At 66.9% G+C, this 13,036-nt stretch carries 12 protein-coding genes; 6 read left to right on the forward strand and 6 right to left on the reverse strand.

Going from position 1 to position 13,036, the window contains the following annotated elements; genetic code table 11:
* Positions 1-2: 2 nt before the first annotated feature.
* From BT183_RS13960 to BT183_RS13970, 3 genes are read right to left on the reverse strand one after another with little or no spacing between them, the layout of a single operon-like run.
* Positions 3-1,256, reverse strand: coding sequence for a Gfo/Idh/MocA family protein (locus BT183_RS13960; RefSeq protein WP_072344192.1), 1,254 nt, complete (start codon positions 1,254-1,256; stop codon positions 3-5).
* Between the two features lie 20 nt (positions 1,257-1,276).
* Positions 1,277-2,338 (reverse strand): Ldh family oxidoreductase, encoded by a 1,062-nt coding sequence (locus BT183_RS13965; protein ID WP_177282541.1) that lies wholly within the window; start codon positions 2,336-2,338, stop codon positions 1,277-1,279.
* A 34-nt stretch (positions 2,339-2,372) separates the two neighbouring features.
* Positions 2,373-3,506 carry a mandelate racemase/muconate lactonizing enzyme family protein gene (locus BT183_RS13970; protein ID WP_072344198.1) on the reverse strand — a complete coding sequence of 378 codons (1,134 nt, stop codon included), beginning with the start codon at positions 3,504-3,506 and terminating at the stop codon, positions 2,373-2,375.
* Between the two features lie 182 nt (positions 3,507-3,688).
* Between BT183_RS13970 and BT183_RS13975 the strand changes: the two genes are divergently transcribed.
* The 6 genes from BT183_RS13975 to BT183_RS14000 all read left to right on the forward strand — a co-directional run bounded on the left by BT183_RS13975 (position 3,689) and on the right by BT183_RS14000 (position 10,121).
* Positions 3,689-4,384, forward strand: coding sequence for a Crp/Fnr family transcriptional regulator (locus BT183_RS13975; RefSeq protein WP_072344201.1), 696 nt, complete (start codon positions 3,689-3,691; stop codon positions 4,382-4,384).
* Between the two features lie 130 nt (positions 4,385-4,514).
* Positions 4,515-5,432, forward strand: a complete 918-nt coding sequence (locus BT183_RS13980; protein WP_072344204.1) for an ABC transporter permease — start codon at positions 4,515-4,517, stop codon at positions 5,430-5,432.
* A gap of 10 nt (positions 5,433-5,442) precedes the next feature.
* Entirely contained in the window at positions 5,443-6,402 is a 960-nt protein-coding gene (locus BT183_RS13985) for an ABC transporter permease (protein ID WP_177282543.1), read from the forward strand.
* A 122-nt stretch (positions 6,403-6,524) separates the two neighbouring features.
* Entirely contained in the window at positions 6,525-8,051 is a 1,527-nt protein-coding gene (locus BT183_RS13990) for an ABC transporter substrate-binding protein (RefSeq protein ID WP_072344207.1), read from the forward strand.
* A gap of 134 nt (positions 8,052-8,185) precedes the next feature.
* The gene (locus BT183_RS13995) at positions 8,186-9,181 is read left to right on the forward strand and encodes an NAD(P)-dependent oxidoreductase (protein ID WP_072344210.1); all 996 of its coding nucleotides are present in this window, start codon (positions 8,186-8,188) and stop codon (positions 9,179-9,181) included.
* Positions 9,182-9,191: 10 nt separating this feature from the next.
* Positions 9,192-10,121 (forward strand): dihydrodipicolinate synthase family protein, encoded by a 930-nt coding sequence (locus tag BT183_RS14000; RefSeq protein WP_072344213.1) that lies wholly within the window; start codon positions 9,192-9,194, stop codon positions 10,119-10,121.
* A 132-nt stretch (positions 10,122-10,253) separates the two neighbouring features.
* On the opposite strand, the gene cysW is transcribed toward BT183_RS14000, so the two are convergent.
* The 3 genes from cysW to BT183_RS14015 all read right to left on the reverse strand — a co-directional run bounded on the left by cysW (position 10,254) and on the right by BT183_RS14015 (position 12,995).
* Positions 10,254-11,078, reverse strand: coding sequence for a sulfate ABC transporter permease subunit CysW (gene cysW, locus BT183_RS14005; protein WP_072344215.1), 825 nt, complete (start codon positions 11,076-11,078; stop codon positions 10,254-10,256).
* Complete coding sequence (gene cysT / locus BT183_RS14010; RefSeq protein WP_244545351.1) at positions 11,075-11,851, reverse strand: sulfate ABC transporter permease subunit CysT; 777 nt, start codon at positions 11,849-11,851, stop codon at positions 11,075-11,077. The genes cysW and cysT overlap by 4 nt, the downstream gene beginning before the upstream one ends.
* Before the next feature lie 145 nt (positions 11,852-11,996).
* Positions 11,997-12,995, reverse strand: coding sequence for a sulfate ABC transporter substrate-binding protein (locus BT183_RS14015; protein ID WP_072344825.1), 999 nt, complete (start codon positions 12,993-12,995; stop codon positions 11,997-11,999).
* Positions 12,996-13,036: the final 41 nt, after the last annotated feature.

The raw sequence follows: 13,036 nt of genomic DNA on the forward strand, positions 1-13,036 counted from the left end.
CCTCAAAAGGCCGATGGAAAATGATGCCGCACCATCGCGGCGACGTCATGGGGATCGACCCCGAATTTCTCCGCCACGGCGGCGGCGGCGGCCTGTTCGCTCGCAAACCCCGCCATGTCGCAGCGCGGATCGATGGCGATGCCGCCCGAACGCGCGCTTTCGCGCGCCGCCATCTCGATGCGGGTGGTCATCACCGCATCGCCGGCCGAATATTCGGGCTCGGTGGTGCTCGCGATCTCTTCGGCAAAGCGGGCGAGGAGTTCCATCACCACCGGCCCGTCCCATTCGCGCAGCCGGTTGCCCGTCACCGCCTCGGGGCGGAACGGGTTGGTCCAGCGCGCCATGCGCCCGTCCGGCAGGCGGGCATGAGATCCCGTCCACACCCCGGCCGAGGCCTCATCGACAAAGGGCGCCACATGATCGGGCTTGCCATCGGCCATCAGCGCCTCGCTCGAACAGCAGCGCAATTCGGCAATCCCGCTGAGCCCGCCCATGGGCCCGCGAAAGATGGTGCCGCTGGTGCCGGCGATCTCGGTGTAGCCGGGTCGCGGCGTGCGCCCCAGAAGCCCCTTGAGATTGCCGCCCATGTCGATGGCGATGCGCTCACCGGGAAAATGCAGCTGGCAGATGCGGAAGGTCTCGGCCTCATGGATGCGCCGCTCGCTCTCCTTGTGCCGCGCCGTCGGCATGGTGTGGGCGGTCGCGCTCACCGCTTCGGGCGCGGCCTCGAAGAACCGCTGCCAGCGCGCATGGCCATGGAAGCCCACCTGGTCGTGATAGCAGGTGATGCGCCTGACCTCTCCGATCGCGCCCGTTTCGGCCACGGTCCTGGCCAGCCGGTCGAAGGGGAAGCGGAAATAGTTTTCGGCCACGCCCAGCACCACGCCGGCCTTGCGCGCCTCGGCCAGCATCTCCTCGGCCTGCCGCACCGTCGAGGCCATTGTGGTCTCGACGAGGTGGTGGATGCCGGCGCGCGACAGCATCACCGAAATCGCGTGATGGCTCTCGATGGGCGAGAGCACCACGGCGGCCTTCACCAGCCCGGACCCCAGCAGCGCCTCGAGATCGGTGAAGGCTGGAACGGCCAACCGCTCGGCGGCCAGCCCGGCGCTTTCGGGGTTGGGGCTCAGCACCGCCCTGAAGTCGAGCCAGGGCGCGATGGCCCGCGCCAGCGGCAGATAGAGCTTTTTCGCCCGCGTGCCGATGCCGATCAGCGCGGTGGGGATGGGGCCGTCCGCCGGCGGGGTGAGGGGCATGATCGGGGGTCCGCCCGGGCTCAGGCGATGCCGGCGAGAAGGCTCGCCTCGTCGAGCCTGGCGCCCCTGATGGCCTTGAGCACCACGGCCCAGTCCTCGTCGGCCACCGGAATGCCGGCCTCCTGCCGCTTGTCGGTCTCGCTCCAGCCGCGCTCGCCCGGATAGAGCGCATGTTCGCGCCCGGGCAGCGGGCGGGCGGCGTGGATATAGCCGATCTGGGCCTCCACCATCGCCTCGAACACGGCGCGCGAGCCGAACCATTCGGGGTCGATGGCCATGAAGAGCGCGCCTTGGCCGCGCTTTTCCGGGTCGGGATGGCCATGAGTGTCTTCCCCGCCCACCGTCGTGCCCGAAAGCCCGCCGGTGAGGAGGTGAATGAGGATCCCCAGGCCCGATCCCTTGTGCCCGCCGCAGGGCAGCATCGCGCCTTCGTCGGCGCGCTTGGGGTCGGTGATGGGCTTGCCCTCGGCATCGATCAGCCAGTCCTCCGGCAGGGGCGATCCGCGCCGCTTGGCCGCCTGCAGCTTGCCGTAGGAGGCGACGGTGGTGGCGATATCGAAGAGGATCGGCCGGCTCGTTGCCGACGGGGTGGCATAGGCGAAGGGATTGGTGCCCAGGACCATGCTGGTGGCACCATGCGGGGCGGCGGCCGGGGCGGTATTGGCCATCACCAGCCCGATCATGCCCTCTTCGGCGGCCAGATGTGCGTAATAGCCCAGAAGCCCGATGGGATTGCCGTTGAAGGTGTTGACGATGCCGGTGCCCGATACGCGGGCCCGCTCCATGGCGAGCTTCATGGCTTCCACCCCGAGCACCGGGCCGACGACGCCTGCACCCTTGACGAGCGCTGTCGCCCCGCCATCGCGCACGATCTGCATCTTGGCGCCCGAGACCGTCTTGCCGTCGCGAATGCTTTCGAGCGTGCGGCGCACGATATAGACGATGCCGTGGGTGGCCGCGCCGCGCAGGTCGGCGAACACCGATGCATCGGCGGAAACCCGCGCCTCCTCCGGGCTCAGCCCTCCGGCAACCAGCGTTTCTGCGACCAGCCGGTGCATCCTGTCCTCGGTCAGAAGCGGCATGGCATCCTCCTTTTTGTCGTTTACCGTCGCGGGCTCAGTACCAGCGCGAGGCCGTGGTGTATTTGATGTCCTGCGCCCGGCCGGGACTGTCGGCAAGCGCATCGAAATTGAGGTCGGTGCCGAGCCCCGGCCCGGTGGGCAGATCGAAATAGCCGTCGCGCAGAACCAGCGGCTCGGTGCAGAGGCTGTCGCGCATCGCGCGCTCATATTCCATCTGCTCGAGAATGAAGAAATTGGGGATCGAGGCGACGAGATGCAGCGCCGCCGCCGTGGCGATCGGGCCGCCCGAATTGTGAGGCGCGATGCTCATGTAATGGGTATCGGCGAAGGCCGCGACGCGCTTGACCTCGGTGAGGCCCCCGCCATGGCAGAGATCGGGCTGCAGGATATCGGCGCCGCAGCCTTCCACCAGCTCGCGGAACTCCCAGCGGTTGAGCAGGTGCTCCCCGGTTGCGAGCGGCACCGGCAATTGCTGCTTGAGCGCGATCATCGCCCGGGCATTCTCGTAAGGCACCGGCTCCTCGAAAAAGCCGGGGCGGAAGGGCGCGAAAGCCCGCGCCGCCGCGAGCGCGGTGCGCGCCGAAAGCCGCTCGCCCAGATCGCAGAAGATGTCGACGCCCGGGCCGGCCCCGTCGCGCGCTGCTTCCATCAGCGCCGTCTCGTGGAGGATCGCCTCGGCCTCATGGGTGCGGAAGCGCGGCGCCTTGAAGGGGTTCCACTTGAAGGCGGTGAACCCGCGCCGCACCGCCTCGCGCGCGCCCTCATGGGCGGCCTCGGGGGTCTCGACATTGGGCAACCAATGGCTGGCATAGGCGCGGATGCGATCGCGATAGGGCCCGCCCAGAAGCCGATAGACCGGCACGCCCAGCCGCTTGCCCTCGAGGTCCCAGAGCGCGATGTCCAGCGCCGACTGGGCCGTCGACTGTATGGTGCCGCCGCGCCAGCGCCAGGCATGGTACATCGCCTGCCAGTGCCGCTCGACCCCGCCCGCCTCCTGCCCGATCAGCACCTCTCCCAGCTCGTGCACGGTGCGCTCGACGGCCTCGATCGCCCCTGCCAGCGAGGCTTCGCCCCAGCCATAAAGGCCGTCATCGGTCTCCACCTTCACGAAGAGCCAGTTCTTCCACTTCGCCCAGAACCTGAACGTTTCGATGCGCGCGATCTTCAAGGTCGTTTCTCCTGCGCCCGCCCCCGAAATCGGGTCCGCTGCCGCGGGGCGTGCGGTGGCGGTCCCTTCCGGGCGCATTTCTTGACTGCTCTGGGGCCCGGCAGGATAATGCAGGGGGCGCGATGGGACGTCGGTCGCCCGGACGACAACTCCTCCGATCCGTCGCGTTTATGAGTGGGCCCATGACATCACCTCTGATTTCCACCTTCAGAAGCAAGGATGTGCGGGCCTGGCGCGCCGATATCAGCGCGGCCATCAAGCAGGCCGGCGTCCTGAGGCATTACGAGCGCAAGCAGGTCATCTTCCACCAGGGCATGCCGGCCAGGGCCGTCTATGCGGTTGAAAGCGGGGTCATCGAAACCTCCGGCCTCAACGCCTCGGGCCGCGAGGTGACGCTCTCGATCCGCGGGCCGGGCGAACCCTTCGGCTATTCGGAGGCGGTGCTCGACGAGCCACGCACCCGCCAGGCCAGCGTCTTGCAGGATGCCTCCATCTGGGAGGTGGGCACCGACACCTTCCTCGACCTCCTCGCCGAACGGCCCGACATCACGCTCTCCATGCTCGGCAGCGCGCTTTTTCGCGTCACCCGCTCCTCGGCGATGCGGGCCGACCTGCGCGGCACCTCGGCCTATAACAAGGTGGGCTATGTGCTTTCCGAGCTCAGCCGCTCGACCCGCGAGCTGGCCGAATCGCCCACCCCGCAACTGCGCATCACCCATGAGGAGATCAGCCGGGTCTGCGATCTCAGCCGCCAGACGGTCACCACCATCCTCGGCACCATGCAGGCCAATGCCATCGTCGAACTCGGCCTGCGCTCGATACGGGTGCTCGACCGGCAGAGGCTGGCGCTCGAAAGCGAAGGGGCCTCGCTCGACTGAGGCGAGGCGCGCGGGCGCGGAAGCGAGCGCTCCGCAGCGCACTGTCTGCCATGTGACAGCCCGGCCCGGTCCGATCCTCTAGGGTCAGGATCAGCAGAAGTGTTTGCCGTCGAGCCTGGGAGGGGAGCGGGTGGCGCGTTACGTCCTGAGGAGACTGGTCCAGTCGCTCTTCGTCCTTGCCGGGCTCACCATCGTGGTGTTCATCGTCACGCGCCAGATCGGCGATGTGGCACGCCTCATGCTGCCCATCGATGCCACCGAGCAGCAATACCTGCAGATGCGCGCCATGCTGGGGGTGGATGATCCGCTCATCGTGCAGTTCGGCCGCTATGCCGCCGATTTGCTGCGCGGGGATTTCGGCATGTCGCTGTGGCAGTCGGTGCCGGCGATGGATCTGGTGATCTCCCGCTTTCCGGCCACCGCCATCCTCGCCTTCGCCACGCTGGGCTTTTCGCTCTTCGTCGCCATTCCCGTCGGCATCCTCGCGGCGCTGAGGCCGGGGTCGCTGTTTGACCGGGTGGCGACGGTGATCTCGATCTTCGGGCTCTCGGTGCCGCCCTTCTGGCTGGCGCTGATGCTGATCAGCGTCCTCTCGCTGCAACTGGGCTGGTTCCGCACCTCGGGCTATGGCGGGGTAGAATTCCTCATCCTGCCGGTCCTCGCGATCTCGGCGCAGTGTATCGGGCGGCTGGTGCAGGTGGTGCGCACCTCGATGCTCGATGTGCTCACCGCCCAATATCTCGTCACCGCCCGCTCCAAGGGCCTGTTCGAGTGGACCATCCTCGTGGGCCACGCGCTGCGCAATGCGATGCTGCCCATCCTCACCATTGTGGGCGACGAGATCATCGGGCTGCTCAACGGCTCGGTGGTGATCGAGATCATCTTCGGCTGGCCCGGCATCGGCAAGCTCACCATCGATGCCATCGAGCGGCGCGACTTCGCCGTCATCCAGGCGAGCGTCATCTTCGTGGCCATCATGGTGATCGTCGTCAATCTCCTGATCGACCTCATCTATGCCTGGCTCGATCCACGCATCCGCTATTCGTGAGGCTGGAACCATGAGCCAGACCGATACCGCCTCCGTCCCCGTCGATCTCTCCGCGCTCGAAGCCGAGCCGGCTCCCGGCCGCCGCCCGCCCGGCATGCTGGCGCTCCTCGTCGCCGACCGCATCGCGCTTTTCGCCGCGCTCTTTCTCGTGCTGATCACGCTGGCTGCCCTCTCGGCCGATCTTATGGTGCGCTGGGGCGTGCTGATCGATCCGCTGACGCAGAACCTTCTGGGGCGCAACAAGCCGCCGATGTTTGCGAGCAAGCTCGGGCTGCACCTCCTCGGCACCGACCAGCTGGGCCGCGATCTTCTCGCCCGCCTCATTTTCGGCGCCCGCATATCGCTGGGGGTCGGGGCCGTCACCATCGTCATTTCGGGCCTGATCGGGGTGACGCTGGGGCTCATCGCCGGCTATCGCGGCGGGCGGGTCGATGATTTCATCATGCGGCTGGTCGATATCCAGATGGGCTTCCCGCAGATGCTGCTGGCGCTCATCATCATCTATGCGGCCGGCCCCAGCGTCACCAATCTCATCCTCGTGCTGGCGCTGACCCGCTGGATGGCGATCGCCCGCGTCACCCGCGCCACCACGCTCTCGCTGCGCCAGAGCCTCTTTGTCGAGGCGGCGCAATCGCTGGGGGCGGGCCATCTGCGCATCGTGCTCCTGCACATCCTGCCTAATCTCTCCTCGACGCTTCTGATCCTCGTCTCGCTCGAGTTCGGCCGCGTCATGCTGTCCGAGGCCGGGCTCAGTTTCCTCGGCATGGGCATCCAGCCCCCCGATGCGTCCTGGGGGCTGATGCTGTCGCAGGGCCGCTCCTATCTGGGCACCGCGTGGTGGCTCGTCACCTTCCCCGGGCTCGCCATCGCGCTCACCACGCTTGCCACCAACCTCCTGGCCGGCTGGGCCCGTTCGGTCAACGATCCGATCTACAGAAAGCGCCTGCTGGCGGCGCGCCGGCCCCGCTGAGGGGGCCGCGCCGAGGCTCTTTTGCACATTGTCACCTGCTTGACAGAGGCCCATCCGGGCGAGGCGCATAGTAAGGCCACCACGATCGAACCCCATAAAGGGAAGTGGAGGAGGGACGTTCAATGACACGCAATGCCATTCGTGCTGCCGGTCTCAGGGGCACCGCCGCCGCGCTGGTGCTGGCGCTCGGGCTGTCGGCCGGGCTTTCGGGCGGGGCGCTGGCCCAGGCCTCGGGAGCCATCACCGTCGCCATCGGCGCCGAGCCCGCCACCATGCTGCCGCGCGACGCCTGTCGCTACGAAACCAACTTCATCACCGACAATATCTATGAGCGCCTCACCCGCCGCGAGGCCGATGGCTCGGTGGTGGGGTGGCTCGCCGAAAGCTTCGAGCGCGTCGACGATCTCACCTGGCGCTTCAAGCTGCGCGACGGCATCAGCTTCTCCAATGGCGAGCCGCTCAATGCCGATGCCGTGGTGGGCACCATCAATTATTACTTCACCCCCGATGTCGCCAGCCGCTGCCGGGGCGACTATTCCACCATCGCCTCGGCCACCAAGGTCGATGACATGACGGTGGATATCGTCACCGCCTCGATCGATCCCACCATTCCGAGCCGTCTGCTCAAGCTCTACATCATCGCCCCGCAATGGCTGAGCTCCACCCCCGACGAGCAGGCCGCCGTCTCGGCGGTGGGCACCGGGCCCTATACCTTTGCCGAATGGGTCAAGGGCAGCCACATCACCCTCAAGGCCAACCCCGACTATTGGGGCGACCCCAAGCCGAGCATCGAGACGGTGACCATCGTCACCCGCGGCGAATCCGCCGTGCGGGCCGCCATGGTGCAGGCCGGCGAGGCGCAACTGGCCGTCAACATCTCCTCCGAACAGGCGGCGAGCCTGCCCAAATCGGTGACCGAGAACACCACGGAATCGGTCTTCCTGCGCCTCAACACGCAGAACGAGGTGCTCAAGGACGTCAATGTCCGCAAGGCCATCGCCGAATCCATCGATGCCGCCACCATCCGCGAGGCGCTCTATCCGGGCGTGTCGAGCCCGCTCAACGGCCATATCGTCCGCCCGAGCGCCCTGGGCTACAATGCCAGCCTCACCGACTACCCCTATGATCCGGCCGACGCCAAGGCGCTGGTCTCGGCGGCCGGCGCCACCGGGGCCGAGCTCGACCTCATCGTGCGCACCGACCTCATCCCCAATGTCAGCGAACTGGCCGAGGCGATGCAGGCGATGATCGAGGAAAGCGGGCTCGATATCTCGCTCGTGCCGATGGAAGCCGGCCCGTGGCGCGACCTGCTCTTTGCCAACAAGGAAGGCCAGGAGCGCACCGACCTGATCATCATCGCGGCCAGCAACATCCAGTTCGATACCAGCCGCGTGATGAACTTCTACATGGGCACGGGCCAGTTCTCCCATGCTGACAGCGCCGAGTTCCAGGCCAAGATGGATGCCGCCGCCGTGCTCAATGGCGAGGAGCGTGCCGCCGCCTACCAGGCGCTCTGGGCCGAGGCGCAGGCCAATTACTGGGTCGTGCCTATCTTCGGCATCGACTATGTCCACGGGCTCTCGGCCAATCTTGACTGGACCCCGCGTGACGATGGCTTCGTCTACTTCAACACCATGACGCTTCAATAGCCGAAATCTCCTCTCCCGCGCCGCTCCGCCCACTGGCGCGGGGCGGCCGAGAGGCTCACTGTTCCTCCCTGCCCGGGGGCGCCCTCAACCAGCGTCCCCGGTTTTTTCCGGGATCTCAAGACGAGGACCAGTCCATGATCATTCTTCTCGACGACGCCTATCGCCAGGGCTGCGGCGATCGCTTTGCGGGCCATGATGTCCGCTGGTTCCCCAGTTCCATCACCGATCCGGGTGCTCTGGCCGAGGCCATGCGCGATGCCGAGGTCGTGGGCTTTCGCCGGGTGCTGCCCTTTGCCTTTTCCCCCGACATGGTGAGCCATGCCGAGGGCCTCAAATTCATCCACCGCTCGGGCTCGGGTGCCGACTGGTTCGACATGACGCTGCTCTCCGAGCTGGGCATCCTCGTTGCCGTCAACAGCGGCTTCAATTCGCCCAGCGTTGCCGAGCACACCGTGGTGCTGACCCTGCTGTGCCTGCGCCGTACCCTCGATTTCATCGCCTCGATGGAGCGGGGCGAGTGGCTGCGCGACCTGCCCGGCGCCCCGGTGATGATGCTCTCGGGCAAGACGGTGGGCGTGATCGGGGTCGGCGCCATCGGCTCCAAGGTCATCCGCGCCATGACCGGGCTTGGCGCCAGGGTGCTCTGTGCCCAGCGCGACGATGCCGTGACCCTGCCCGAGGGCGCCCAATGGGCAGATATCGACACCATCGTCGAACAGGCCGACGTCCTGACACTTCATGTGCCGCTCGTGCCCGAGACCCATCACATGATCGGGGCGCGGGAGTTCGCGCGCATGAAGCCCAATGCCGTGCTCATCAACACCTCGCGCGGGCCCGTGGTTGATCAGAAGGCGCTGATCGCAGCCCTTGAGGCCGGCCGCATCCGCGCTGCCGGGCTCGACGTCTTCGAGGATGAGCCGCTCGCGCCCGACCACATCCTGCGCCGCATGCCCAATGTCATCACCACCCCGCATGTGGGCGGCGCCGGCATCGAGATCATCGAGATGCAGGTGGAAGGCACGCTCTCCAACATCGCCCGCTATGTCGAGGGGCTGTGTCCCGAGCGCCTCGTCAACCCCGGCATCCTGTCATCACCCGCCCTGCGGGCCCGTCACCTCGCCCGATCCTGAAAGACCCGCCATGCCTCTCTCGCCCGCGCTCACCCCTTCGGATTTCGCCACCTCGGTCGTGGCGGTGCCGCCCATCGCGCTCAAGCCCGACCTCACGCTCAATCTGGAGGCCAATGCCGCGCTCGTGCGTCACATCGGGGCGGGCGGGGTCACCATCCTGCTCTATGGCGGCAATGCCAATCTCTACAATTTCCCGCTCGGCGCCTATGGCGAGGTGCTCGAGATGCTCAAGGGCTTTGACGGGCCCACGAGCCGCGTCATCACCTCCATCGGCCCCGATTTCGGCAAGATGCTCGATCAGGCCCCGCTCATCGAGCGCTCGGGGCTGAAAAACATCATGCTCTTGCCCATGGCCTTCCCGGCCGATTCCCACGGGGTGGGCGATGGCGTGCGCCGCATCGCCGCCCGGCTCGGCTTCGGGGTCGTGCTCTATCTCAAGCGCGACATGTATGTGCGCCCCGAAACCCTCGCCAAGCTGGTGGATGAAGGCGCGGTCTCCTTCGTCAAATATGCCGTCGATCGCGCCGATCCGGCGGTCGATGCCTATCTCGATGCCGTTATCGCCGCCATCGGGCCCGAGAGGCTCGCCTCGGGTATGGGCGAAACCCCCATCGCCGACCATCTGGGCGTGCGCGGGCTTGCCAGCTACACCTCGGGGGCCGTCTGCATCGCGCCACGCACCGCAATGCGGCTGCTCGCGCTCTACAAATCGGGCCGCACGGCCGAGGCGCTGGCGCTGTCCGAGCCCTTCCTCGCCTTCGAGCGGCTGCGCTCAGAACTGGGCGGCATCCAGGTGCTCCATGATGCGGTGACGCTCTCGGGGCTCGCCGATATGGGCCCGATCATGCCGATGGTCTCCAACGTCAAGGCCCGCCATCACGACCGCGTCCGCGCCGCCGCCGAAGCCCTGCTCGCCGCCGAGCGGCAGATCGCGGGCTGATGCCAGAGCGTTTCCAGGCGAAGTGGACGCCGGTTCGCCGTCCGGAAACGCGACGAGACGCAAGCGTTTCCAGGCGAAGTGGATGCCGGTTCGCCGTCCGGAAACGCGACAGTCTAAAGCGCTACCGCGGCGCTACCGCCAGCCGCTGGCCTCGAGCGCCGATTTCAGCACCAGCGTCACCACCGCGAGCAGCGCCAGCGTCGAGGCCGCGGCGAAGGCGCCCGCGATGTTGAAGTCGTTGAACAGGAGCGAAATCTGCAGGGGCAGGGTGTTGGTGCGCCCGCGTATGGCGCCCGAGACCACCGACACCGCCCCGAACTCGCCCATCACCCGGGCGTTGCACAGCACCGCGCCATAGACCAGCGCCCAGCGGATATTGGGCAGCGTTACGTAGCGGAACATCTGCCAGCCATTGGCGCCCAACGACAGCGCTGCCTCCTCGTCCTCGCTGCCCTGCTGCTGCATCAGGGGAATGAGCTCGCGCGCCACGAAGGGCGCCGTCACGAACAGGCTGACGAGGATGATCGCAAAGACCGTGAACATCAGCTGGATGCCGGCGCCCTGCAGCGCCGGGCCCAGCAGCCCCTGCGCGCCATAGAGAAAGAGGTACGCCACGCCCGCTACGATGGGACTGACCGAAAACGGAATGTCGATGAGCGTGATCAGCACCTGCCGGCCCGGAAAGCGGAAGCGTGTCACCGCCCATGCGGCGCAGATGCCGAAGCCGATATTGATCGGCAGCACCACGAGCGCCGTCAGCCCGGTCAGCCAGATGGCGTGCACCGTATTGGGTTCGAGGATATTGGCGAAATAGACACCGAGCCCCTCGCGCAGCGCGAAGGCGAAGATCGCCGCCAGCGGCACCACAAGCGTCAGCAGGGCGCCAAGCAGCGCCACGCCGATCAGCAGCCTACCCACCGGGCCGGGGCGCCGCTTTGCCGCCGCGCTGTCGGTCATTTGCGTCGCTCCACATAGCGCAACTGCCAGCCCTGCAGCAGGTTGGTGGCCAGAAGCGTGAGGAACGCCACGCCCAGCAGGATGCTCGCCAGCGCCGCTGCCGCCGGATAGTTGTATTCGTCGAGCCGGATATAGATCAGCAGCGAGACGATCTCGGTCAGGCCCGGCAGGTTGCCGGCTATGAACACCACCGCTCCGAATTCCCCGAGGCTGCGCGCGAACGAGAGTACGCAGCCGGTGATGAAGGCGGGCAAAATGGTGGGCCAGATCACGCGCGTGAACACCTGCAGGCGGCTGGCGCCCAGCGTCCAGGCCGCCTCTTCGAGATCGCCCTCGAGGTCCTCGAGCACCGGCTGCACTGTGCGCACCACGAAGGGGATCGAGGTGAAGGTCATCGCCACCACGATGCCGGCCTGGGTGTAGTTGACCGCAAGCCCGAGCGGTTCGAGCAGCTGGCCATACCAGCCATTGGCCGAAAACAGCGTCACGAGGGTGAGCCCGGCAACGGCGGTGGGCAGCGCGAAGGGCAGGTCGACGAGCGCATCGAGCAGCCGGCGCCCGGGGAACTCGTAGCGCACCAGCACCCAGGCCAGCAGCAGGCCGAACGCGCCGTTGAAGAGCGTCGCGATCGCCGCCGAGCCGAAGGTGATGCGATAGGCGGCCAGCGTGCGCGGGGCCGTGGCGATGCGCCAGAACTGCTCCCAGCCCAGCGCGCCGGTCTTGAGCAGCATGGCAAGGATCGGCAACAGCACGATGATGCCCAGATAGGTCATGGTGACCCCGAGCGTCAGCCCGAAGCCGGGCAGGAGATGCTTGTCGCGCCGGCGGCTGGCCACTCTCTCGTCCCTTGCTCGACAGGTCGATGCGGCGCAGCCCCATCGGGCCACGCCGCATCGCGCGTAATGGGGTCTGGCCCGGTTACTGGTTGATGAACACCTTGTCGAGCAGCCCGCCATCGGCGAAATGCTCGGCGCTCACCCGGTCCCAGCCGCCGAACACGTCCTCGACGGTCACGAGGCGCACTTCGGGGAAGCTTTCGGCATGGGCGGCGATCACCGCCTCGTCATGGACGCGATTGTAGTTTGAAGCGAGGATTTCCTGGCCCTCGGCAGTGTAGAGAAAGTCGAGATAGGCCTTGGCGATCTCGGTCGAGCCGCGCTGCTCGGCCACCTTGCTCACCACAGCGACGGGGAATTCGGCGAGGAGGCTGACGCTGGGCACCACCGCCTCGAGATTGTCGGCGGACCGCAGGTCGCGGATGCCGAGCACTTCGGCCTCGAAGGTGATCAGCACATCGCCCAGGCCGCGCTCGATGAAGGCGGTCGTCGCGCCGCGTCCGCCGGTCTCGAACACCGGCACGTTCGAGAACAGCTTGGTCAGGAAGGCCTCGATCTGGGCCTCGTCGCCATTGAAGGCCTCGGTGGCATAGGCGCGGGCGGCCAGATAGGTGTAGCGGGCATTGCCCGAGGTCTTGGGGTTGGGGAAGATCACCTGCACGTCGTCGCGCACTAGATCGTCCCAGTCGGAGATGCCCTTGGGGTTGCCGGCGCGCACGAGAAAGGCCGGCAGCGAATAATAGGGCGAGGCGTTGTTGGGGAACTGGCTCTGCCAGTCCTCGGCCACGAAGCCGTTGCGCGCCAGCACGTTGATATCGGTCACCTGGTTGAAGGTCACGACATCGGCCGGCAATCCCTCGAGGATCGAGCGGGCCTGCGCCGAAGACCCGGCATGGGACTGGTTGACGGTGAGGTTGACGCCGGTTTCAGTCGCATAGGCGGGGATGAAGGCGGCGTTGATATCCTCGTAAAGCTCGCGGGCGATGTCGTAGGAGACGTTGAGAATATCGGTGGGCTGTGCCAGGGCGGGCGCGCTGCCAAGCGCTACCACAAGGCCTGCCGCGAGTGCGAAGAGCTTCATTTTCCGAGCCTTTTTGATCGAGCCATGCATTGGGCTCAATC

Source organism: Devosia enhydra, assembly GCF_900119845.1.
Classification (GTDB): Bacteria; Pseudomonadota; Alphaproteobacteria; order Rhizobiales; family Devosiaceae; genus FPKU01.